The organism is Phycicoccus sp. DTK01, assembly GCF_017312765.1.
In the GTDB taxonomy this organism is placed as follows: Bacteria; Actinomycetota; Actinomycetes; order Actinomycetales; family Dermatophilaceae; genus Phycicoccus; species Phycicoccus jejuensis.
In genome coordinates this window covers 119,259-140,463 of the sequence record NZ_BOPU01000005.1, presented here as the reverse complement: position 1 = coordinate 140,463, position 21,205 = coordinate 119,259, and the positions used below count along the sequence as shown (strand labels likewise).

Annotated in this window: 22 protein-coding genes; 10 read left to right on the top strand and 12 right to left on the bottom strand. The window is 75.7% G+C overall.

Annotated features, from left to right (window positions below):
- Positions 1-4: 4 nt before the first annotated feature.
- Entirely contained in the window at positions 5-1,285 is a 1,281-nt protein-coding gene (locus J3473_RS12545; protein ID WP_207023909.1) for a glycosyltransferase 87 family protein, read from the bottom strand.
- 38 nt (positions 1,286-1,323) lie between these two features.
- Here J3473_RS12545 and J3473_RS12540 point away from each other — a divergent pair, with 38 nt between their 5' ends.
- Positions 1,324-3,492: a hypothetical protein gene (locus J3473_RS12540; RefSeq protein WP_207023907.1), complete on the top strand. Its 2,169-nt coding sequence runs from the start codon at positions 1,324-1,326 to the stop codon at positions 3,490-3,492.
- On the opposite strand, the gene J3473_RS12535 is transcribed toward J3473_RS12540, so the two are convergent.
- Genes J3473_RS12535 through J3473_RS12515 form a run of 5 tightly spaced genes read right to left on the bottom strand, consistent with a single transcriptional unit; the run spans position 3,410 to position 7,916 of the window.
- A complete protein-coding gene (locus tag J3473_RS12535) occupies positions 3,410-4,984 on the bottom strand; it encodes a hypothetical protein (protein ID WP_207023904.1) in 1,575 nt (524 codons plus the stop codon). The genes J3473_RS12540 and J3473_RS12535 overlap by 83 nt on opposite strands.
- Entirely contained in the window at positions 4,969-5,682 is a 714-nt protein-coding gene (locus tag J3473_RS12530) for a glycosyltransferase (RefSeq protein WP_207023902.1), read from the bottom strand. The genes J3473_RS12535 and J3473_RS12530 overlap by 16 nt, the downstream gene beginning before the upstream one ends.
- On the bottom strand, positions 5,682-6,572 hold the full coding sequence (locus J3473_RS12525; RefSeq protein WP_030527132.1) for a DUF5926 family protein: 891 nt from the start codon (positions 6,570-6,572) through the stop codon (positions 5,682-5,684). Before J3473_RS12525 ends, J3473_RS12530 begins: the two co-directional genes overlap by 1 nt.
- Before the next feature lie 23 nt (positions 6,573-6,595).
- The gene (locus J3473_RS12520) at positions 6,596-7,087 is read right to left on the bottom strand and encodes an ATP-binding protein (protein ID WP_306790185.1); all 492 of its coding nucleotides are present in this window, start codon (positions 7,085-7,087) and stop codon (positions 6,596-6,598) included.
- 10 nt (positions 7,088-7,097) lie between these two features.
- A complete protein-coding gene (locus tag J3473_RS12515) occupies positions 7,098-7,916 on the bottom strand; it encodes a glycerophosphodiester phosphodiesterase family protein (protein WP_207023900.1) in 819 nt (272 codons plus the stop codon).
- Between the two features lie 137 nt (positions 7,917-8,053).
- Between J3473_RS12515 and J3473_RS12510 the strand changes: the two genes are divergently transcribed.
- The gene (locus tag J3473_RS12510; RefSeq protein ID WP_207023898.1) at positions 8,054-8,542 is read left to right on the top strand and encodes an RNA polymerase sigma factor; all 489 of its coding nucleotides are present in this window, start codon (positions 8,054-8,056) and stop codon (positions 8,540-8,542) included.
- On the top strand, positions 8,539-9,159 hold the full coding sequence (locus J3473_RS12505) for a methylated-DNA--[protein]-cysteine S-methyltransferase (RefSeq protein ID WP_207023896.1): 621 nt from the start codon (positions 8,539-8,541) through the stop codon (positions 9,157-9,159). Before J3473_RS12510 ends, J3473_RS12505 begins: the two co-directional genes overlap by 4 nt.
- A gap of 128 nt (positions 9,160-9,287) precedes the next feature.
- Here J3473_RS12505 and J3473_RS12500 read toward each other — a convergent pair whose 3' ends face one another.
- Positions 9,288-10,868, bottom strand: coding sequence for an LLM class flavin-dependent oxidoreductase (locus J3473_RS12500; RefSeq protein WP_207023894.1), 1,581 nt, complete (start codon positions 10,866-10,868; stop codon positions 9,288-9,290).
- On the bottom strand, positions 10,865-11,329 hold the full coding sequence (locus tag J3473_RS12495) for a M48 family metallopeptidase (RefSeq protein WP_207023893.1): 465 nt from the start codon (positions 11,327-11,329) through the stop codon (positions 10,865-10,867). The genes J3473_RS12500 and J3473_RS12495 overlap by 4 nt, the downstream gene beginning before the upstream one ends.
- 124 nt (positions 11,330-11,453) lie before the next feature.
- Here J3473_RS12495 and J3473_RS12490 point away from each other — a divergent pair, with 124 nt between their 5' ends.
- The 3 genes from J3473_RS12490 (at position 11,454) to J3473_RS12480 (ending at position 14,026) form a co-directional block, all read left to right on the top strand.
- Entirely contained in the window at positions 11,454-12,887 is a 1,434-nt protein-coding gene (locus J3473_RS12490) for an MFS transporter (RefSeq protein ID WP_242525845.1), read from the top strand.
- Between the two features lie 87 nt (positions 12,888-12,974).
- Positions 12,975-13,124, top strand: a complete 150-nt coding sequence (locus tag J3473_RS12485) for a hypothetical protein (protein ID WP_207023889.1) — start codon at positions 12,975-12,977, stop codon at positions 13,122-13,124.
- A 257-nt stretch (positions 13,125-13,381) separates the two neighbouring features.
- Complete coding sequence (locus J3473_RS12480; protein ID WP_051750248.1) at positions 13,382-14,026, top strand: TVP38/TMEM64 family protein; 645 nt, start codon at positions 13,382-13,384, stop codon at positions 14,024-14,026.
- Between the two features lie 95 nt (positions 14,027-14,121).
- On the opposite strand, the gene J3473_RS12475 is transcribed toward J3473_RS12480, so the two are convergent.
- Positions 14,122-14,610 carry a cupin domain-containing protein gene (locus J3473_RS12475; RefSeq protein WP_207023887.1) on the bottom strand — a complete coding sequence of 163 codons (489 nt, stop codon included), beginning with the start codon at positions 14,608-14,610 and terminating at the stop codon, positions 14,122-14,124.
- 203 nt (positions 14,611-14,813) lie between these two features.
- Between J3473_RS12475 and J3473_RS12470 the strand changes: the two genes are divergently transcribed.
- A complete protein-coding gene (locus tag J3473_RS12470) occupies positions 14,814-15,803 on the top strand; it encodes an LLM class F420-dependent oxidoreductase (RefSeq protein WP_207023884.1) in 990 nt (329 codons plus the stop codon).
- A gap of 52 nt (positions 15,804-15,855) precedes the next feature.
- On the opposite strand, the gene J3473_RS12465 is transcribed toward J3473_RS12470, so the two are convergent.
- Complete coding sequence (locus J3473_RS12465) at positions 15,856-16,533, bottom strand: helix-turn-helix domain-containing protein (protein ID WP_030527143.1); 678 nt, start codon at positions 16,531-16,533, stop codon at positions 15,856-15,858.
- Positions 16,534-16,710: 177 nt separating this feature from the next.
- Between J3473_RS12465 and J3473_RS12460 the strand changes: the two genes are divergently transcribed.
- Positions 16,711-17,538 carry a methyltransferase domain-containing protein gene (locus J3473_RS12460; protein ID WP_207023882.1) on the top strand — a complete coding sequence of 276 codons (828 nt, stop codon included), beginning with the start codon at positions 16,711-16,713 and terminating at the stop codon, positions 17,536-17,538.
- 21 nt (positions 17,539-17,559) lie between these two features.
- Here J3473_RS12460 and J3473_RS12455 read toward each other — a convergent pair whose 3' ends face one another.
- Together J3473_RS12455 and J3473_RS12450 are read right to left on the bottom strand one after the other, a co-directional pair.
- Complete coding sequence (locus tag J3473_RS12455; protein ID WP_207023879.1) at positions 17,560-18,519, bottom strand: DUF808 domain-containing protein; 960 nt, start codon at positions 18,517-18,519, stop codon at positions 17,560-17,562.
- A 185-nt stretch (positions 18,520-18,704) separates the two neighbouring features.
- Positions 18,705-18,968 (bottom strand): hypothetical protein, encoded by a 264-nt coding sequence (locus tag J3473_RS12450; protein WP_030527146.1) that lies wholly within the window; start codon positions 18,966-18,968, stop codon positions 18,705-18,707.
- A gap of 170 nt (positions 18,969-19,138) precedes the next feature.
- On the opposite strand from J3473_RS12450, the gene J3473_RS12445 reads away from it, so the two are divergent.
- A complete protein-coding gene (locus tag J3473_RS12445; RefSeq protein WP_207023876.1) occupies positions 19,139-20,068 on the top strand; it encodes an NADP-dependent oxidoreductase in 930 nt (309 codons plus the stop codon).
- A gap of 255 nt (positions 20,069-20,323) precedes the next feature.
- On the top strand, positions 20,324-21,148 hold the full coding sequence (locus J3473_RS12440; protein ID WP_207023873.1) for a sigma-70 family RNA polymerase sigma factor: 825 nt from the start codon (positions 20,324-20,326) through the stop codon (positions 21,146-21,148).
- Positions 21,149-21,205: the final 57 nt, after the last annotated feature.

The following is a 21,205-nucleotide window of genomic DNA, read 5'->3' as shown; positions in this document are numbered from 1 at the left end:
GCCCTCAGGCTAGGGCCGGGGACGACGGCCGCGCCTCGACGTCCGGGTCCGCACCGGCGCCGGCGCCCGCCCCAGTTTCCCGGTCCCGCCGACGGGCGGTCCACCACAGCAGCGCCAGGCACGCCAGCCCACCGGCGACGTCGGCGTTCTGCAGCACCCGCCCCGGCCACTGCGGCCAGTCCCGCTGCGCGAGCCAGTCGATGCCCCACCACGGCAGGCGCAGCGTGAAGAAGACCGTGACGGCCGCCGCGGCCCACAGCCGGTGCCGCTCCTCCCACGGCCGGGCTCCGAGCAGCGCCAGCACGACGACGACGACCCAGTGGTAGTGGTGCACCCACGACACCGGCGACACGAGGCACGCGACGATGCCGACGACCGCGAGCTCGCCGACGGGATCGCCGGCGCGGTACATCCGGGCGGCCAGCCGGAACCCCACCCACGCGATGCCGGCCACGACGACCAGCCAGATCACGGTGCCGGGCAGCCCCTCCGGGCCGAGGCGCAGCAGGAAGCCGCGCACCGACTGGTTGGCCGTCCCCGCGTTCGGCCCGAGCCGCGTGGGGTCGCGCAGGGCGAAGGTCCAGTACGTCCACGAGGTGCCGGGCAGCACGGCGGCCGCGAGCAGCGTCGCGACCGCGGCCGACGCGACGGCGGTCGCCGCCTCCTTCCAGCGCCGGGTCAGGAGGAAGTGGACGACGAAGACCCCCGGCGTCAGCTTGACCGCCATGGCCAGCCCGATGAGCGCGCCCTTGGGCAGCCAGCGCGCGAGGCGCGGTCGGGGCTCGACGAGGTCCATGACGCAGGCGAGGACGATGAAGGCGTTGACCTGCCCGAACCGGATGCCGTCGCCGACGGGGTGCAGCCAGAGCATCGGCGCCGTGAGGGCCGCGAGCGCCAGCGGCAGCCACGACCCGGAGCGGGCCAGCAGCGCCCGGCCGGCGTACCAGACGATGGCCGTCGTCGCGACGACCTGCATCGCCGTCCAGAGCCAGCCGACGACACCGAACGGGATGAGCGCCAACGGGATCCCGAGGAACGCCGCGAACGGCGGGTAGGTGAACGGCAGCAGCTGCGGCGCCTCGGTCATCGCCGAGTAGACGGGCCGCCCGGTGAGGATCGAGACCCCCGCCTGCCGGTACACGTCGACGTCGACCTGCCACTGGTCCAGCGGCCAGAAGACGAGGTAGCGCAGGGCCACCGGCGAGGCGGCGAGCGCCACGAGGACCACCGCGAGGATCCAGCGGTGCCGGGGCACGGCGGGGCGTCGGGCGGGCGGGGAGGTCACGACACCATTCTCACCACGGGTCGTTACCCTTGGGCCGCGTGACCCGCAGAGCCCTCGCCGTCGCCGTGGCCCTGGTGGCCGTCGTCGGCGGGCTCCTGCTCGCGGTCCCGGGGTCCTCGGCCACCGCCGCGCGCGAGCCCACGGGCGCCGTCGTCCTCGTCGGCACCGGCGGCCTGTCGTGGTCCGACGTCAACGCCCGCGACACCCCGACCCTCTGGTCGATGCTGCGCAACGGCTCCGGCGCGACGCTGTCGGTCCGCTCCGTGTGGTCCAACACCTGCCCCGCCGACGGGTGGCTCGGGCTGTCCGCCGGCTCGCGGGCCGCCGTGCCGCGCACCGGCGACGCTGCCAACCCCGCCGACCGTGCCTGCCCCGGCCCGCCGACCGTGCAGGACGGACGCGTCACGGAGTGGCCGCAGTACGAGGCGGCCGCGGCGGAGCAGAAGTTCGACACCCGGCTGGGGCTGCTCGCCCAGCAGGTCGACGCCCAGAAGATGTGCGTCGCGACGGTCGGCCCGTACGCCGCGCTGGGCGGCGCGCTGCCCGACGGCCGCGTGACCCAGCAGATGGACTTCGTCCCGGACGACCTGCTCGTCGACCTCAACACCTGCCCCGTCACGCTCGTCGACGTCGGCACGGTCCGCGACCCCGACGACCTCGCACCCGGGGAGCGGGCCACCGGCTCGCGCGTCGAGCAGGTGCGCGCGGTCGACCAGCGCATCGGGCAGGTCCTCGACGCCGGCCCGAACGGCGCCGACTTCGTCGTCGCCAGCCTGTCGGACGCCGGTCTCTCCGAGCGGCTGCGGATGGTCCTCGCCCGTGGCCCGCACTTCGGCCCCGGCACGCTCGTCTCCGGCTCGACCCGGCAGGACGGCCTCGCCCAGGCCCCCGACCTCACCGCGACGGTGCTCGCCGGGGTCGGCCTGCCCGTCCCCGACTCCGTCGCCGGCTCGCCGCTGACGACCGACCCCGCGCCGGACGGCTCCGAGCGCCGCGCCACCGAGCGGCTCACCCACCTGCGGGACCTCGACGAGGCGAGCCACGACGTCCACGGCCTCGTCGAGCCGTTCTTCCAGGTCTTCGCGTACGGCCAGCTCGTCGTCTACCTGCTCGTGCTCCTCGTCTGGAAGGGCCGGATCGGCTCGGAGGCCACCCGGACGACGGTGCTGACGCGGGTGCGCGTGCTGTCGGTGGCCGCGGCCGCCGTCCCGGTCTCGACCTTCCTCGCCAACCTCGTGCCGTGGTGGCGCTTCCCCGTCGAGATGCTCGCGGTCGTCGCGACGGTGCTGGCCTTCGTCGCCGTCATCGCCGGCGTCGCGCTCCGCGGGCCGTGGGGCAAGCGCCCCCTCGGGCCGATGGCCTTCGTCTCGGCGGTCACCGCGGTCGTCCTCGCCGCCGACGTCATGACCGGCTCCCGCCTCCAGCTGTCTTCTCTGATGGGCCTGCAGCCGGTCGTCGCCGGGCGCTTCTACGGGATGGGGAACCCGACGTTCGCCCTGTTCGGGACGGCGGCGATCCTCCTCGCGACGGCCGTCTCGTCGGTCCTCGTCCTGCGCGGGGCGCGGGTCGCCGCGGCGGTCGCCGTCGGGGGCATCGGGTTCGTCGCGCTGCTCGTCGACGCGGCGCCGTTCTGGGGCGCCGACCTCGGCGGCCCGCCGGCGCTCCTGCCCGCGGTCGTCTACCTCGTCCTGACGATCCTCGGCATCCGCCTCACGTGGAAGCGCTGGGGGTTGATCGTCGTCTCCGTCGTCGTCGTGTTCTTCGCGGCCGCCGGGGCCGACTGGCTGCGGCCGCCGGGCAGCCGGACGCACCTCGGCCGCTTCGTCCAGTCGATCATCGACGGCACGGCCGACGACATCGTCGTGCGCAAGGCCGAGCAGAACCTCGAGATCCTCCGCGAGAACGCGCCCCTGACGCTCCTCGTGCCGGCGGCCCTGCTCTTCGTCGCCTACGTCCTCGCGCGCCCGACGTCGTGGGGCTCGCGCTCGCTGCAGCGCTCGTTCGACGCGGCACCGACGTTCCGCCCCGGCCTCGTCGCGCTGTTCCTCGTGCTGGCGATCGGGTTCGCGGTCAACGACTCCGGCGTGGCCATCCCCGCGGTCGGGGCGACGCTCGCCGTCCCGCTCATCGTGTCGGTGTCGGTGGGGTACCTGCTCGAGGAGGCACGGACGACGGCGCCGACCCGCGCCGGCCGACGGCGACGCTGACCCCGACCGCCACGAGCCACACGAGCAGCGCGAGCCACGGCGCGACCTCGCGCCGGAACCCGAGCGTCACGGACTCGACGCCGGGCGTCATCCCGAGGACCCGGCCCGGGACGTACGCGAGGCACATGAGCAGCAGCCGGGCGAGGGCGAGCCGGTCGACCCAGCCGGCGGCGAGCGCGGGCAGCGCGGCCCAGACGAGGACGTCGTACCAGGGCAGCGAGTAGGGGGCGGCGAGCGAGTAGGCCAGCGAGAGGACGGCGGTCCAGCGCAGGGCGGTGGCGGCGAGGCGCTGCGAGGCGGGGTCGGTGCTGCGGACGGCTCCACGCGTCGCGCGCCCCAGGAGGACCGCGAGCAGCACCGCCAGCACGGCGGCCCCGGCGCTGACGAGCGTCCGGGCGTCCGCGTTGCCGAGGGAGGAGCGCAGCGCCTCGAGGAGCGGGCGCCACGGCGTCGCGAGCGAGACGGCCTGCCGCGAGCGCAGCAGCTGGTCGTAGACGTGCGACCCGCCCCAGAGCTGGAGCAGCCCGGCCACGACGACGAAGCCGCCGACGAGCACGGCGACGCGGCGCAGCGCCGACGCGACCGGCGCCGACCGGTCGCGCGCCAGCCACAGGGCCGTCACGACGGCGAGCAGGCCGACCCCGTACGTCACCTTCGTCGAGGCCGCGAGCGCGAGCACCCCACCGGCGCAGGCGAGCCCGGCCGGGCCGGGCAGCCGGACCAGCAGCGCGACGGCGACGACGAGCAGCGCCGCGGCCACGACGTCGACGTGCGCCCCGAGCACCCCGGCCCCGAGGACGAGCGGGTTGAGGGTCCACGCCGCGTCCACCCGGCCGTGCAGGCGCGCCGGGAGGGCCGACCTCAGCGCCCAGCGCGCGCCGAGCCAGGCGAGGACGACGAGCAGCTGCCAGATCCAGACCTCCTGCCGCAGCTGGGGTCCGCCGACGAGGGCCGACAGTCCGTGCAGCAGCGTGGCGAAGGGCCCGTAGACGCTCGGCTCCTCGGTCCAGGGCGCCTCGACCCGGCTCGTCACGGGGTCGGTGCCGTTCATCCAGTCGCTCGGCGACTCGACCCACGGGTTGCCCCCGGTGGCGAGGATGCGCCCGTACGCGACATAGCTGACGTGGTCGGCGGAGCCGAAGGGCGCGGTGAGCAGCGCGGCGACGGCCAGCGCTCCCGGCACCCGCCATCCCCGCAGGGCCGGTGTGCCCGAGCGCAGCCCGAGCACGACCGCTGCGGCACCGACGAGGTACGCGGCCCACAGCACGCCGGTGACGAGGGCGGGCGAGAGGTCGAGCGGCAGCAGCGTGCCCGGTGCCCAGCCGCGCGGCGACAGGTCGGGCTGGGCGGCGTTCGGCCGGGCGAGGCCGACGACGAGCAGGAGCGCCACGGAGGCACCGAGGAGCAGCCGGCGCACCCTGTCGGTGCGCACCGGCCCGTCCGACGCGACGGTCGGGGGGTCGTGCCGGGCGGCGCTCAGCCCCGCTGCCACGGCCGCCAACCGCGCCGGACCAGGGCCAGCCACACGTCGCGGTACTGGCCGGCCCGGTGCAGCTGGCCGCGCCAGTCGCGGCCGCTCACCCGGTGCTGGAGCTCGCAGGGCACCTCGAGGACGCGCAGCCCGGCACGGAGCACGTCCACGGTCAGCGCCGTCTCGACCCCCCAGCCACGCGCGAGCGGCGACGCAGCCTCGTAGGCCCCCGGGGACAGGCAGCGCATCCCCGAGAGCGGCTGCACCGCACGGAAACCCGTGAGGTGCTCGATGCCTCGCCGGGCGAGGCCGACGACCAGCCCGCGCCCGCCACCGGCGGTGATCTGCGCGGGCAGCGTCGCGATCGTCATGTCCGCGCTGCCGTCGAGCACCGCGTCTGTGAGGACGCCGAGCGCGGACGCGGTCTCCTGGAGATCGCCGTCGACGAAGAGCAGCGCGGCCGGCGCCTCTCCGGCCGCGGCCTCCAGCTCGCGGACCCGGGCCACACCGGTCCGCAGGGCCGCCGCCTTGCCCCGGTTGACGGGGTGGCGCACGACGTCGGCGCCGGCGGCCTCGGCCGCGGCGGTCGTGCCGTCGGAGCTGCCGTCGTCGACGACGACGACGCGGGTCACGACGTCGAGCGCGGACACCGCCGCGACGGTGGCCCCGATGCGGTCGGCCTCGTCCTTGCAGGGGACGACCGCCGCGACCCCGGCCATCAGCGGAGCGTGACCTGGCGGCTGAGCAGCCCCGAGCGGGCGCGCCGCTCCTCGGGCGTCAGGGGCGCGTCCGCGGCCAGCGCGGCCCGGTAGCGCTCACCGAACGCGGCGAGCTCGGACTCGTGGTCACCGGCCTCGAGCTCGGGGTCGAGGTCCCAGACGGGGACGAGCAGGCCGCCGGTCCGGAAGGCGCCGAGGAGGCGGGTCCCCTCGCCCAGGCCGTCCTCACCGGCGGCGTGCAGGCGGGCGAGCGCGTCGGTGGCGACGTCCTCGTCCTCGGGCAGGACGAGCCGGACGTGCGCACGGTCCCCGATGCGCACCCAGTACGCCGACGGCAGCGAGGTCATCGCGACGGTCGGGACGACGGAGGAGTTGGCACGCTCCAGCGACTCCTGCGCCTCGCCCTCGAGCTCCTGGCCCTCGACCCAGAAGTCGAAGCCCTCGTGGACGGTGACCTCGAAGGTCGTGTCCTCGGCGAGGACGTCCTGGAGGCGGGGGCTGTCGGCGGTGACCTGCGGGGTGCTCGTCACCGGGGTGCCCTGCTCGGCGGCGAGGCCGGCGAGCAGCTGCGCGGCGAGGTCGCGGGAGGCGTCGCCGCTCGCGTTGCCCGACTGCGTGCCGATGAGCACGGTGCCGTCGGTGCGGTGCAGCGCGGGCCAGGCCATCGGAAGGACCGTCGCGACGGTCACCTCCGACGGGGCGCCGTCGGGGACGTGCTCGGGGCGCACCCGGACGACCGCGGTGGCCGCCGGCAGGATCTCGCGCATCGCGACCCAGTCGGTCTCGCCGGGCAGGCCGGCGAAGGGCCGCGCCTCGAACGGGGCCGGCGCCGGGCGCGCGGCCTTCGGGGTGCGGTCGGAGCCGCGCTGACGTCGGGATGCCTTGCCCATGCGAGCACCCTAAGGGACGTCGCTCAGGTGGCGCGGCGGCGGCTGGGCCCGCCGAGCGTGGCCCACACGACGTTGCCCGTGCGGTCCTCGGTGACGCCCCACTCGTGGGCCATCGAGCGCACGATGCGCAGGCCGCGGCCCGAGGAGAGCCAGACCGTGCGCGGCGCCGGCTTGGGGACGGTGGCGCCGCCGCCGTCGGTCACCTCGACCTCGACGACGTCGCCGCGGATCTTCCACCGCACGCGGATCGTGCCGTCCGAGAGCGGACGGGCGTGGCGCACGGCGTTGGTCAGCAGCTCCGAGGTCACCATCTCGGCCTCGCCGACGAGGTCCTCGTCGAGGTCGCGCTCGGTGAGGTCGGTGACGATGGCGCGGCGGACGCGGCCGACCGACGAGGCGTCCGACGGGACGCGCACGGTGCAGATGATGCTGTCGGCGCCGGGCCCGGAGGACTCGACGACGCCGAGCACCTCCTCCTCGACGTCGGGAGTCGGGGGTGTGTTCTCCGAGGTCACGGGCGTCACGCTACAACCTGCTCCCGAACCGGGCGATGGCCGTCCCGGGGCGGTTGGTGATGACGACGTCGACCCCGAGCTCGCGGCACAGGTCCATGTCGGCCTCGTCGTCGACCGTCCACACGAACACGTCGTGGCCGTGCCGGCGGTACTTCTCGACCACCGACGGCTTCCTGCGCAGGAACACGATGTCGAGGCCGACGGTGCCGACCCCCTTGGGCAGCGTCCCGTCGGGCGGCAGCGGACGGCCCGTCGCCGCGAGGAGGTGGACGAGGGGGATCTGCGGCGAGAGCCGGTGCACCCGCGCGAGCGCGCGCGCGGAGAACGACATGACCCGCACGTGCGGTCGGCCGGGGCGGTCGCCCCGGTCGAGCTCGAAGAAGCGCAGCACCTGGACGAGGGTCTTCTCGACGTCGTCGCCGTGCCGGGTCGGGTGCTTGGTCTCGATGAGGGTCAGCACCTCGTCACCGGTGTCGACGAGGGTGTCGAGCAGGCGTCGCAGGGTCAGCAGGTGCCCGCGCTCGGGGTCGGACTCGGGGCGCTCGGACTCGCCGGGGCCGCTCTTCCAGGACGCCCAGTCGAGCTGCTCGAGCCGGGAGAGCTCGAGGGTCGAGACGACACCGGACCCGTTCGACGTCCGCTCGACGCGCCGGTCGTGCACGCAGACCAGGTGGTGGTCGGCCGTGAGGCGCACGTCGCACTCGACCCCGTCGGCGCCGTGCGCGAACGCCTTGCGGTAGGCCCGGAGCGTGTGCTCGGCCTCCTCCTCGCTGGCGCCACGGTGGGCCACGACGAGGGGACGGGTGGTCGTCTGCTGCTCGACGGTCACGGGACACCATCATCCACGGTCACGGCCGTCCGCGACGCCTCGGGGCCGAGGACGCGCCGTTCGGCCGACCCGCGGGTGGTGCGGCCGGCCCGCGGTCACGCCACTCACACTCCCGGCCGCCCTACCGTTGGACCATCGTGAGCCTCCCGCCCTTCCAGCACCTCGTCGACGAGCACTGGCGCGACGTCGCCCGTCTCGCAAACGGCCTCGTCGGGCCGGTGCACGCCGACGACGTCGCGCAGCAGGCGTGGACCCGGGCGCTCGCCGCGTACCCCCGGCTCACCCACGCCCGCAACCTGCGCTCGTGGCTCCTCACCGTCACCCACCGCTGCGCGATGGACCACCACCGTGCCGCCCGGCGCACGACCCCGCACGAGGACCCGGCCGTCCTCGCCGAGGCCCCCGTCGTCGACCCGCCGACCCCGCCCGACGACGGGCTCTGGGCGCGGGTGGCCGCCCTGCCGCCCCGGCAGCGTGACGCCGTCGTCCTGCGCTTCGTCGGCGACCTCGACCACCGCGCGGTCGCGGCCGCTCTCGGCACGTCGCCCGGGATGAGCCGGCGGCTGGTCAGCGACGCCCTCGCCGCCCTGCGCCTCGACCTCACCGACCCGGAGGACCTCCGATGACCGACCCCACCACCACGCCCGCTGCCCTCACCGCCCTCACCTCCTTCGACCCGCCCCTGGCCGGACCGCCCCGCCTCGCGCCGACCGACGTCTCGTACGTCCTCGACGACACCGAGGTCGGGCGGATGCTCGTCGCGGTGCGCGACGACGGTCGGGTGCTCGCGACCGCCTTCGCCCCGGACGACGCGGCCGAGGAACGCTGGCTCGCCCGCCTCGCCGCGTCCGTCAGCCCGCGGGTGCTGCGCCATCCCGCCCCGACGGACGCCGCGCGCCGGGCCCTGGGCGACTTCCTCGCCGGACGCACGCGCCGGGTCGACGTCGAACCCGACCTCGCCCTCGCGTCGCCCTTCCAGCGCGAGGTGCTGACCGGCCTGGCGGCGCGGGTCGGCTACGGCGAGCGGACGACGTACGCGGCCCTCGCCGCCGCGGTCGAGCACCCGGGCGCCGCGCGGGCGGTCGGCACCGCGCTCGGCGGCAACCCGCTGTGCGTCACGCTGCCCTGCCACCGGGTGCTGCCGGCGGCCGGCGGGGTCGGCGGGTACGCCGGCGGTCCCGCGGCCAAGGAGCACCTCCTCGCCCTCGAGGCCGCCCACGCCTCCCACCCAGCCCACCCCTGACCCCGGCCCTTCCCGACTTCTTGCGAGTTGAGCCGCTCGACACGCCGTTCAGCGGCGTGTCGAGCGGCGGAACTCGCCATCAGTCGGGCTCTCGAGGCGTCCGGGTGGCGGACGGGCAGGAAGTCGGGTCAGTGGAAGCCGTGGCGCGCGAGGGGGTGCATCAGCTCGCGCTCCTCGTAGGCCAGGTGCGACAGGAGGGTGTCGGTCAGCACGTCGACGACGTGCCGCAGCCGGTCCATCGCCCCGTCCTCGTCGGCGACGAGCGCGACGAGCGCGCGGTCGACGTCGTCGAGGACGTCGTGGATGACCTCGTGCTCCTCCTCGAGCCGGGCGATGACCGGTGCCGCGGCGGGGTCGGTCCACCGCAGGTGCGGGAAGATCGAGGCGTCCTCGAGCGTGTGGTGCCCGGTGACGACGCGGCAGTACGACTCGCAGTACGCGCCGAGCGTCCACTGGTTCTGGCGCATCGTCATCGCGTTGACCGCGGAGCGGGCCGAGCCGACCGACAGCATCCCGCGGGCGACCTGGTCGACGACGTCGCGGACCTGGGCGAGCTCGGTGCGCAGGTGGTCGTGGACGTCGACGAGGTGGCGCGGCACGGCCAGCTGCGCCTCGGTGTAGCCCGAGGAGTCGGAGGAGTCCGGGTACCTCGGACGCGACGCCTCGTCCCAGGGCAGGTCACCGGTCAGCCGGCGGCCGTCGTCGGGGGTCGGCACGAACGGCGGTGCGGTGGCGGCCTGCCGGCGCGAGGTCTCGATGCCGGGAGCCGGCTCGCCCTGGACCTCGACCGGCTCCTCGGCCGGTGCCGGCACCGATCCGGAGGCCCGCCGCGCCCGCTCGGCCTCGACGAGCTCGCGCGTCGCCGGCGCGACCTCCCGCGCCCACGCCTGCACCAGCCCGGGGTCGTCGGTGCCGAGCACGAAGGTCGACATCCCGTGCTCGAGCGTCAGCGCAGCGAGCTGCTCGGGCCAGTCGGACGGCCGGCCGCGCAGCCCGCTGCCGCCGCCGGAGCGCGCCGGGAAGACGTTGTAGAGCCGCCGCACGTCCTCGGGTGCCCGGCCGGCCTCGAGCGCCGCCTCGTCGACGACCGCGTTCATCGCCCCCAGCGCGTCCGGGTCGGCGTAGCCCATGCTCGGCAGCCAGCCGTCGGCGACGCGACCGGTGAGGCGCAGCATCCGCGGCTTGTAGGCGCCGAGCCAGAGGCCGACCGGGTGCGCCGGCGCGGGCCCCGCGTGCAGGCCGTGGACGCGGTGGTGGCGGCCGTCGACGCGGACCGTGCCCTCGCCGGACCACATGGCACGCAGCACCGCGACCGCCTCCTCGAGCGCGTCGACCGCCTCGCGGGGCGAGAGCCGGGTGCCGCCGGCCGCCTCGATGGCGTCCCAGAAGGCACCGGCGCCGAGGCCCAGCTCGACCCGGCCGCCGGTCAGCACGTCGAGCGTCGCCACCGACTTCGCGAGGACCGCCGGCGGGCGCAACGGCAGGTTGACGACGTTCGGCGCGACCCGCACGGCCGTCGTGCGGGCCCCGATGACCGACAGGAGGGTCCACGCGTCGAGGTGGCGCGCCTGGTACGGGTGGTCCTGGACGGTCACGAGGTCCAGGCCGAGGACGTCGGCGAGCTGGGCGAGCTCGAGCACGCGCTCGGCCGAGGAGACCTCGGGCGTCGGGAAGATCCCGAGCTCGAGCGCGTGCCCGTAGTCGGTCACGGGGTGCCCGGGTGGGGCTCGTCGGTGCCGCGGTCGACACCCCGCGCCGGCGGCTCGACGTCGACGACGCCCCCGACCCCCTCGTCGCTGACGACCGGGGGCAGCCGGCCCTCGTCGCCGTAGCCGCCGAGCAGCTCGGCCATCACGAGGTGCGGCTTGGCCTCGGCCGCTCGCCCCTGGCGCTGGAGGGTGCGCCCCAGGAGCAGGTTCGCGTAGGCCTCGTCGGGGTCGTCGACGAGGATGGCGCGGGTCACGGTCTCGGCGCGGGACAGCTGCGCGGAGTGGAAGTAGGAGCGCGCGAGGAGCAGCCGGAGCTCGGTGGTCCCGTGCAGCGGCGGCTCGTAGGCGCTCGTGTCGACGAGCTGCGAGAGCTCCTCCGCGGCGGCCTGGAACTCGCCGTGCTCGAAGAGCCCCCGGGCCCTCTGGTAGCGCTCGGCCATGCCGGTCTCGGAGGTGGTCATGCGTCGCTCAACGCCACGTCGACGGCGGCTGTTCCGGCCCGGTGGCGCGGGCGGGCGACCACGGGACGGACACGACGGCGGCCCGGTCCCCCACGACCCGCCCGGCACGAGGCAGGATCGGTGCGTGACCGTCCCGCCCTCCACCCCACCGGAGCAGGAGCCGCGCGCCGCGCGCCCGCGCCGGTTCACCGACGGGGCCCGCGCCGTCGGCCGCGGGGGTGGCCGGGGCCTGCGGGCGGTCGGCCGTGGGGGCGCCGCGTCCGCGCGGGTCGTCGGGCGCGGGGGCCGGGCCGCCGGGCAGCGCTTCCGGCGCTTCGCGGGGGCCGACGGCGCCGCCGACACCGGGCTCGCGCGGCTCACCGAGCTGCACGCGGTCAACGTGGCGGGTGACGCCGCCGTCACCGTGTCGCTCGCCGGCACCGTCTTCGCGATGCCGACGGACGAGGCCCGCGGCCGGGTCGCCCTCTTCCTCCTCCTGACGATGGCGCCCTTCCTCCTCCTCGCGCCGCTCATCGGGCCGCTGCTCGACCGCTTCCGGCACGGGCGCCGCTGGGCGCTCGGCACGACCCTCGCGATGCGCGGCTTCCTCGCGTGGGTGCTGGCCACGGCCGTCCTCGAGGACAGCCCGTGGCTCTTCCCCGCAGCCCTCGGGTGCCTCGTGGCATCTCGGTCCTACGCCGTCGCCCGCGCCGCCGCCGTCCCGCGCCTGCTGCCCGCGGGCATCGGTCTCGTGAGCGCCAACTCGCGCCTCAACATCGCCGGCATCGTCGGGATGGTCCTCGGCGGCGGGGTCGCCGGGGCCGCGTCGCGCATCGGGCCCGACTGGTCGCTGCGCGTCGCCTTCGTGATCTTCGTCGCCGCCACCGTCCTGGCCATCCGCCTGCCGGCGCGGGTCGACTCCAGCCTCGGCGAGCTCGACGTCGACGGCACGCCGGTCGGGGAGGAGCCCATCGGCTCGCCCGAGCGCGGCGCCCGCCGGCTGCGGGCGCTGCCGGTCACCGTGCGCTACGTGCTGTGGCTGACGACGGGCGCACGCCTCCTCACCGGGTTCCTCACCCTGTTCCTCACCTTCCTCATGCGCGAGCACCCCATCCCCGGCTGGAACGGCCCGCTCGTCCTCGCCGTCGTCGCGGGGGCCGCGGGCGTCGGCAACGGCGTGGGGTCGCTCATCGGCAACCGCAAGGAGACCCCGGCGCCGGAGGTGATGGCCACCGCCATCGCGGTCGTCGCGGCGGCCGCCGCGCTCGCCACGGCACTCTTCTACTCCGTCTGGGTGCTGGCCCTCGTCGGGCTCGCGGGCGGGGTCTTCGGGCAGCTGGCCAAGCTGTGCCTCGACGCCCTCATCCAGCGCGACGTCGCCGAGGTCGTCCGCGCGCGGGTGTTCTCGTGGTCCGAGACGATCCTCCAGGCCTTCTGGGTCGTCGGCGGGACCATCGGCATCCTCGTGCCCCTCGAGCCGCGCCTCGGGTTCGGCGTGATCACCGCCGTCGTGCTCGCCGCCGGGGTGGTCGCGGTCCGCTCGCGGTCCACCGGCACCCGGGCGGCGGGACTCGCCTGACCGGGTCGCTGTTCGTGACTTGATACCCCCATGGGTATGTGTCATCCTGTGGTCGACCGCTCCCCCCTTGCCCTCCCGGAGGTCCCCATGTGCTCCCCCGCCACCTGCCACGTCTGCGGCAAGACCACCTGGGCCGGCTGCGGCATGCACGCCGACATGGTCATGGCGTCCGTCCCGCCGCCCGCCCGCTGCACCTGCGCCGACGAGCCCGCCGAGCAGGCCACCGACCGGCGGTGACCGCCCGCCCGGGTCCTCGCCACCGCCCCCTGGGCTGCGAGCCCGCTCGTCCTGCTCGCCCGCGCCCGGCTGATGACGGCGTCGCCGTGACGACGCGGGCCCTCGTGCCGGTCGCCGCCCTCGGCGTCGGCGCCCTCGTCCGGCGGCTGGCGACCGCCGACACCTGCGCACCCGCTCGCTGAGCGGCCTCGGCGCCGCTCGAGCAAGCCCGGATGCGGGCGCGGGCGACGTCCCCACCCGCGCCTAGGCTGACCGGGATGCCGTCCTCGACCGCCGCCCGCCTGCGCCTCGTCGGGCTCGTCGTCGGGGTGCTGCTCGCCGGCGGACTGGCGCTGCTCCTGCTCGGCGGCGACCTCGCGACGGTGCGCCGTGCCGTCGCCGCCAGCGGCGCGTGGGGTCCGGTCGTCTTCGTCGTGCTGCACGTCGTCCTCACCCTCGTCCCGGTCCCGAAGAACCTCCTCGCGGGCATCGCCGGCGCCCTCTTCGGCCTCGGCGCGGGCAGCGCGCTGTCGTGGGTCGGTGCGGTCGCGAGCGCCTGGGTGACGTTCGAGCTGGCCGGCCGGCTCGGCGCCGACGCGGTCGACGGCATCACCGGGGCCCGGGTCGAGCGGGTGCGGCGGGTGCTGCGCGAGCGTGGGCTGCTGGCGGTCGTCATCGCCCGCCTCACGCCGCTCGTCCCGTTCACGGTCGTCAACTACGGCGCCGGCGTGAGCCGGGTCGGGCGGCGCGACTACCTGCTCGGGACGGCGCTCGGCGTGGTGCCGGGGACGGTCGCCTACGTCGCGGTCGGCGCCTCGGCCGGCCAGGACGCGACGACCATCCTCCTCGCCGGTGGCGCCGGTGTGCTGCTGCTCGTCGCCGCCGGGGTGCTGGCCCGACGCCTCGGCCCCCGCCGCCCCTGACCTGACCCTCCCTCCCTCTCGCGAACGTGTGTGAAATCGCCGGACGTCCCCGGCGGTTTCACACGCGTTCGCGGATGGAGGGGCGGCGGTCGGGCTCAGGAGCCGTCGACCCAGATGTTGTCGTGCTCGGCCATGAAGGCGTCGTAGTGCTCGCGGCTCCAGCCGCCGGTGCCCGCGGCGAGGCCCTCGAAGTACCCCTCGCGCGGCGCCCCCGGCGCGAAGTGCAGGAGCATCCGCGCGGGCCCGTCCTCGTTGCGGAAGCCGTGGACGCCGCCCGGCGGCACGTGGACGAAGTCGCCCGGGCCGGCGCGCACCCAGTCGCGCCCGTCGAAGATCCGCACGAGGCCCTCGAGGACGTGGAAGGACTCGCTGAGCGTCCGGTGGAAGTGCGGCCCCGGCCCGCTCGGTGGCCCCGCGAAGGTCCACCGGTAGAGGCCGAAGAGGCCGCCGGTCGAGGCCCCCGACGCGAGGTAGTGCACCTCGTTGCCGTTCGGGTAGGTCAGGTCCGGCGGGCGGTCGGCCGGGTGCGTCCAGGCCGAGACCTCGCCGTCGTCCCCGTCGTACAGGCGTGGTGGGTACCCCATCCCCCGACGGTAGGCGCCATCCACGCCCCCGGCCAGCGCGGACGCGTGTGAACCCGCCGGGGTCCACCGGCGGGTCAACACGCGTTCGCGGGAGGGAGGCGGGGTGGACGCGGGCGAGGGGTTCGGCGCGGGGCGCCGCGGGGTACGAGGACGGGCGAGCGGCCGGACCCGCCGGCCCCCGCCCGACCCGAGGAGCAGGACGCGTGACCCGTTTCGGCTTCACCCTGATGACCGAGCAGAGCGGCCCCAAGGAGCTCGTCGACGCCGCCGTGCGCGCCGAGGCCGCCGGCTTCGACCTGCTCGTCTCCAGCGACCACTACTCGCCCTGGCTCACCGAGCAGGGCCACGCCCCCCACGCCTGGACGATGCTCGGCGCCGTCGCCCACGCGACGAGCACGGTCGACCTCGCGACCTACGTGACCTGCCCGACGATGCGCTACCACCCGACCGTCGTCGCGCAGCAGGCCGCGACCCTCCAGATCCTCGCCGACGGCCGCTTCACCCTCGGCCTCGGTTCCGGCGAGAACCTCAACGAGCACGTCATCGGGCAGGGCTGGCCGCCGGTCGCCCAGCGCCAGGACATGCTCGCCGAGGCGATGGAGATCATCCGCGAGCTGTTCACCGGCGAGCTGACGACCTACCGCGGCGAGTACTTCGACGTCGACTCCGCGCGCCTCTGGGACCTGCCCGAGCAGGGCGTCCCGATCGGCGTGGCGGTGAGCGGCCGTGCGGGCATCGAGCGGTTCGGCCCGCTCGCCGACCACCTCATCGCCGTCCAGCCCGAGGCCGAGCTCGTCGAGCAGTGGAACGAGCTCGCCGGCTCGACGATCGGCTCCGGCGCCCGCGCCATCGGCCAGATCCCGATCTGCTGGGACCGCGACGAGGCCACGGCCGTCACCCGCGCCCACGAGCAGTTCCGCTGGTTCGCCGGCGGCTGGAAGGTCAACGCCGACCTGCCGACCCCGATGGGCTTCAGCGGAGCCACCCAGTTCGTCCGCGAGGAGGACGTCGCCGAGTCCATCCCGTGCGGCCCCGACCTCGACAAGATCGTCGAGGCCGTCGCGCCCTACTGGGAGGCCGGCTTCACCGACATCGCGCTGGTCCAGGTCGGCGGCGAGCACCAGACGCCGTTCCTCGACGAGGTCGCCCCCGAGCTCCTCGAGAAGCTGCGCGCCGCCGCCCCCTCGTCCTGACACCCCGCCCCACCCCGGCGGATGCCTCCCACCGCCCGGCCCGACCGCAGCGTCAGGCCGGGCGCGGGACGGCGCCGAGGGTCGAGATGCCGACCCAGCCCGGCACGGCGCGGACGACGTCGGCCGGCGCGTCGATGGCGACGAGCCGCCCCCGCACCGCCTCCTCCCACGCCCGGTCACCGCGCCAGATCTCGGTCATCGTGCGCAGCGTCGTCGTGAGCGCCGCGTCGACCTCGAACCCCGGGTCGGCGTCGCACACGTCGACCGACGCCCCGTCGACGACGACCCACCAGCGCCGGGCGCGCGGCTCGACGTCGGTGTAGGTGAAGGCGACGACCGTGCGCTCCCGCGGCCAGCGGTCGAGGGGCAGCGTCCGCTTGAGGTCCCACATGAGCAGGTGCGGGTCGAGGTCCTCCTGGCCGAGGTCACCGACCCAGCGCACCCCCCAGGCCCCGAGCGCCTCGACGACCCCGCGCAGCTCCTCCCCGCTGCGCGTCAGGTGGTACGACGTCCGGCCGCCGACGACCCGGCGCTCCACCACCCCCGCGCGCTCGAGCCTCCGCAGCCGCTTCGAGAGCAGCGTCGGCGACATCCGCGGCACCCCGCGCCGCAGGTCGTTGAAGTGGGTGCTGCCGCAGAGCAGCTCACGCACGACGAGCAGCGTCCACCGCTCGTCGAGCACCTCCATCGCCTTGGCGACCGGGCAGAACTGGCCGTAGGTCGAGGCCATCGCACACCTCCCCCGGACGGCGGACGGGTGGTCGCCGCCGACGCCGGTGCGTCCAGTGAACCGCTGGCCGGGCCCGGCGCGCCAGTACAGATCGTGGACCGGAGGCGGTCCACATCCGGCACTGGATGGCCGGCACGGCCCGGCGGGACGCTGGTCGCCCGACGAGAGGAGACCACCATGACCGTCCACCACGCCCCGCCGGCCCCGCCCGAGGTCAAGGCCCGCCATGCCGCCCTCTGGGCGCTCGGCGACTACCCGAGCGTCGCCGACCGGGTCATCCCGCACCTCGGCGAGGTGCTCGTCGAGGCCGCCGCGGTCACCGCGGGCGAGCGCGTCCTCGACGTCGCCGCGGGCGCGGGCAACGCCTCGCTGCCGGCCGCGCGCGCCGGCGCCGACGTCACCGCGTCCGACCTCACGCCCGAGCTCGTCGAGGTCGGGCGGGAACGGTCCCGGGACGCCGGGCTCGAGGTCCTCTGGGACGTCGCCGACGCCGAGGACCTGCCCTACCCGGACGCGACCTTCGACGTCGTGCTCTCCTGCGTCGGCGTGATGTTCGCGCCGGTGCACGAGGCCTCGGCCGGCGAGCTGCTGCGCATCTGCCGGCCCGGAGGGCGCGTCGCCCTGCTGTCCTGGACACCCGAGGGGTTCATCGGCCGGCTGCTGGCCGCCATCCGGCCGTGGGCGCCGCCCCCGCCGCCCGGGGCGCAGCCGCCGCCGCTGTGGGGGCGGCCGGAGCACGTCGAGGGCCTGCTCGGCGACGGCGTGCGCGACCTGCGGGCCGAGCGCCGCGAGCTCGTCGTCGAGGGCTTCGCGACCCCGGAGGAGTTCCGGACGTTCTTCGTCGAGCGCTACGGGCCGACGGTGGCCGTGCACCGCTCGGTCGCCGACGACCCCGAGCAGCGGGCTGCCCTCGAGGCCGCCATCGACGGCGTGGCCCGCGAGGGGACGGACGCCGACGGCCGGATGCGCTGGGAGTACCTGCTGCTCACCGCGACCCGCGCCTGACGCGCGGGGGACGCCGCGGTGTCAGTGCGACACCGCGGCGTCCTGCTGGTCGCCGCCGCGGGCCCGCTTCACGGCGAGCACGACCGCGACGACCACGGCGCCGACGACCGCGCCGGCGACCGCCGAGCCGAGGGTGTTGGTCAGCCAGCCGAGCAGGCCACCGAGCGCACCGGTGGCGTCGTGGACGGCCTCCTCGGCGTGGTGGACCAGCGAGTACGGGCCGTGCCAGCCGAGCTCGTCGGCGCCGACGAGGAGGATGTGACCGCCGACCCAGAGCATCGCGACGATGCCGAGGGTCGAGAGGAACGAGAGGACCTTGGGCATGGCCCGGACCAGGCCCTCCCCGACCCGGCGGGCGCCGCTGGACTCCCGGCCGGCCAGGTGCAGCCCGATGTCGTCCATCTTGACGATGAGCCCGACGACGCCGTAGACGAGCGCGGTGATGAGGACCGCGACGACGACGAGCACGGCGGCCCGGGTGAGGAACGGCTCGGACGCGACGTCGTCGAGCGCGATGACCATGATCTCGGCGGAGAGGATGAGGTCGGTGCGGATGGCGCCGGAGACCATCTGCTGCTCCTGCTCGGGCCCGACCTCGGTGACCGGCTCCGCGTGCGCCTCGTGGTGGGCGAGCTTCTCCCAGATCTTCTCGGCGCCCTCGTACGCGAGGTAGGTGCCGCCGAGCATGAGGATCGGCGTGAGCAGCCACGGGAGGAACTGGCTGAGCAGCAGGGCCACCGGCAGGATGATGAGCAGCTTGTTGCGGATCGAGCCGATGGCGATCTTCTTGATGATCGGCAGCTCGCGCTCCGGCGAGACCCCGGTGACGTAGCGGGGCGTGACGGCGGTGTCGTCGACGACGACGCCGGCGGCCTTCGCGCTGGCCCGCCCGGCCGCGGCCCCCACGTCGTCGACGGACGCGGCCGCGAGCTTCGCGATCGCGGCGATGTCGTCGAGCAGTGCGACGAGCCCACCGGCCATCGGGGTGGTTCCTCTCGGTCGTGGCCCCGGCCGTCCGGGGTCCCGTGGGAGGCCACGCTAGTGGGTCGCGGTCGCGTCCCGGACCCGTCGGCACCCCCCGCCGCCGGACGCCGGACGCGGGCTACACCGCAGGAGTGGTCGTGATCGCGACCATGACTGCGGTGTCGCCGGGTGTGGGGCCGGGGTCAGGCGCCGGGCGGCGGGCAGGCCGCGACGATGGCGGCCTGCACCTCGTCGAGCGAGGCGTACTCGTGCGTTCGATCCAGGAGGGAGAGCCGGCAGCAGACCCGCGCGGGCGTGCCGAGCGCGAGGCAGGACGCGATGAGGTCGTCCTGGTGGGTGGGGAACGGGTGGTCGGCGAGCGCGGTGCGCAGCTCGGCGAGGTGCGACGCCAGCAGCGGGTCGTCCCCCGCGCCGGTCGCCCCCTCGGCGACGTGAACGGTCGTCATCCCCCGGACCTCCTCGTCCGTTCGTGCTCCCCGCGGTGGCGGGGCCACCCGACCGTACCCCGCCCGTGACCGGCACAAACACCGATCGACGAGCTTCCGCGCGGCGTGACGCGTCGAGGGTGCGGGGACGCGCGGGAATGCCGCCCGGGGTCCGTGGCGCTGACTCTCCCATGCGAGCAGTGACCTACGACCACTACGGCGACCTCGACGTCCTCGAGGTCCGCGACGACCTCCCCGACCCCAAGGTCGGCCCCGGCGAGGCCCTCGTCGAGGTGCGCAGCGCCTCGGTGAACCCCGTCGACTGGAAGCTGATGTCCGGCGGCCTCGACGGGATGATGGAGGCCACCTTCCCCGTCGTCCCCGGCTGGGACGTCGCCGGCGTCGTCCGCGCCGTCGGACCGGACACCCCGGAGCTCGCCGTCGGTGACGAGGTGCTGGCCTATGCGCGCAAGGACTGGGTCCACGGCGGCACCTTCGCCGAGCTGGTCACCGTCCCGGTGCGCGCGGCAGCGAAGAAGCCGGCCGGTCTGGACTGGGACAGCGCGGGCGCCCTCCCCCTGGCCGGCCAGACCGCCTACCGCACGCTCAAGCGCCTGGAGGTCGGCCGGGGCGACACCGTGCTCGTGCACGCCGCCGCCGGCGGGGTCGGGCTCCTCGCGGTGCAGGTCGCCCGCGAGCTCGGCGCGCGCGTCATCGGGACCGCCTCCGAGTCCAACCACGACCGGCTGCGCGAGCTCGGCGTCGAGCCCGTGACGTACGGCGACGGCCTCGTCGAGCGCGTGCGTGCCCTGGCTCCCGACGGTGTGGACGCCGTCGCCGACTTCGTCGGCGGGGTCCTCGACGACACGCTCGGCGTGCTGCGCGAGGGCGGCCGGCACGCCTCGGTCGCCGACCCGTCGGTCATCGAGCACGGCGGGTCGTGGGTGTGGGTGCGGCCCGACGGCGAGGAGCTGCAGTGGCTCGCCGACCTCGCGGCCCGTGGCGGCCTGACCGTCGACGTGGCCGGCCGCTACGGCCTCGACGAGGTGCGTGACGCCTTCGCCCGCAGCCAGGAGGGCCACGTCCGCGGCAAGCTCGTCATCCACGTCTCCGACGACTGAGCGGACACGACCTGTCGAACCTTCGCCCCCTTCCGCCGATTCGCGCGGGAGGGGGCGAAGTCGTTGTCCGGCAGGGGAGTTCGAGGCGAGCCGCATCGTCGGCCGCTCGGTACTGCCGAAAGTTTGTCGAACTTCCGTGACCCTCCCGCCCTCGGACGTCGAAGGTCCGTCTAGCGTCGGGACCAGACCCCGATCGGGGTCTGCGGTGGTCGAGCAAGGTGCCACCGGTCTTCGTCGTGGACCGGAGGTAGTGCCATGTCCCAGATCGTCGCCGTCGAGCAGGTCCCCACCCGGGACCACCACGTCTCCGGCCGCGAACTGCAGCGTCGCGAGCACGACGAGCGGCTCGAGTCGCTCCTCGTCGAGCTCCACGGGTCACCCGCAGGCCCCGAGCACGACCGGGTCCTCACCGCGGTGGTCACCGAGACCCTGCCGCTGGCCGACTCGCTCGCCCTGCGGTACGCCGGGCGCGGCATCGAGACCGACGACCTCGTCCAGGTCGCGCGGGCCGCGCTCGTCGCCGCCGTGCGGCGCTACCGGCCCGGGGCCGGGCGGGGCTTCGTCGCCTACGCCGTGCCGTCGGTCCGCGGGGAGCTCAAGCGGCACTTCCGGGACGCCGGCTGGGCGGTGCGCCCGCCGCGCGCCCTCCAGGAGCTGCGCTCCGAGCTCGTCGCCGCCGAGGAGGCCCTGCGGCACCGCCTCGGCCGCGAGTCGACCGCCGGCGAGGTGGCCGAGGCCATCGGCCGCAGCGAGGTCGACGTCCGCGACGCCCGGGCCACCGGGTCGGCGTTCACCCCGGACTCCCTCGACGCGCCGCTGCCCGGCGGTGGCCGGGTCGGCGACCTGCTGACCGGGTCGGCCGACTGGGCCGACGACCTCGCGCTGTCCGCGACGCTGCGCGAGGAGGTCCGTCGCTGCACGCCGCGCGAGCAGGTCATCATCCGCATGCGCTTCGTCGAGGAGCGCACCCAGCGCGAGATCGGCGAGTCGATCGGTGTGAGCCAGATGCAGGTCTCGCGCCTGCTCACCCAGCTGCTCGACCGCCTGCGGCTGCGCCTCGAGGCCCTGCCCGCCGCCTGACCTGCGGGTCCCGGCCGCTCGGCCGACGTCCCCGCAGCGCGTGCCACCGGGCGGTAC

Coding starts and splice junctions, on each gene's coding strand:
- J3473_RS12530 (WP_207023902.1), bottom strand. CDS start 5,682: ATGGCCGGGGTCGCGGCGGTCGTCCCCTGCAAGGACGAGGCCGACCGC.
- J3473_RS12525 (WP_030527132.1), bottom strand. CDS start 6,572: ATGGGCAAGGCATCCCGACGTCAGCGCGGCTCCGACCGCACCCCGAAG.
- J3473_RS12505 (WP_207023896.1), top strand. CDS start 8,539: ATGACCGACCCCACCACCACGCCCGCTGCCCTCACCGCCCTCACCTCC.
- J3473_RS12495 (WP_207023893.1), bottom strand. CDS start 11,329: ATGACCACCTCCGAGACCGGCATGGCCGAGCGCTACCAGAGGGCCCGG.
- J3473_RS12485 (WP_207023889.1), top strand. CDS start 12,975: ATGTGCTCCCCCGCCACCTGCCACGTCTGCGGCAAGACCACCTGGGCC.
- J3473_RS12480 (WP_051750248.1), top strand. CDS start 13,382: ATGCCGTCCTCGACCGCCGCCCGCCTGCGCCTCGTCGGGCTCGTCGTC.
- J3473_RS12475 (WP_207023887.1), bottom strand. CDS start 14,610: ATGGGGTACCCACCACGCCTGTACGACGGGGACGACGGCGAGGTCTCG.
- J3473_RS12465 (WP_030527143.1), bottom strand. CDS start 16,533: ATGGCCTCGACCTACGGCCAGTTCTGCCCGGTCGCCAAGGCGATGGAG.
- J3473_RS12460 (WP_207023882.1), top strand. CDS start 16,711: ATGACCGTCCACCACGCCCCGCCGGCCCCGCCCGAGGTCAAGGCCCGC.
- J3473_RS12455 (WP_207023879.1), bottom strand. CDS start 18,519: ATGGCCGGTGGGCTCGTCGCACTGCTCGACGACATCGCCGCGATCGCG.
- J3473_RS12450 (WP_030527146.1), bottom strand. CDS start 18,968: ATGACGACCGTTCACGTCGCCGAGGGGGCGACCGGCGCGGGGGACGAC.
- J3473_RS12445 (WP_207023876.1), top strand. CDS start 19,139: ATGCGAGCAGTGACCTACGACCACTACGGCGACCTCGACGTCCTCGAG.
- J3473_RS12440 (WP_207023873.1), top strand. CDS start 20,324: ATGTCCCAGATCGTCGCCGTCGAGCAGGTCCCCACCCGGGACCACCAC.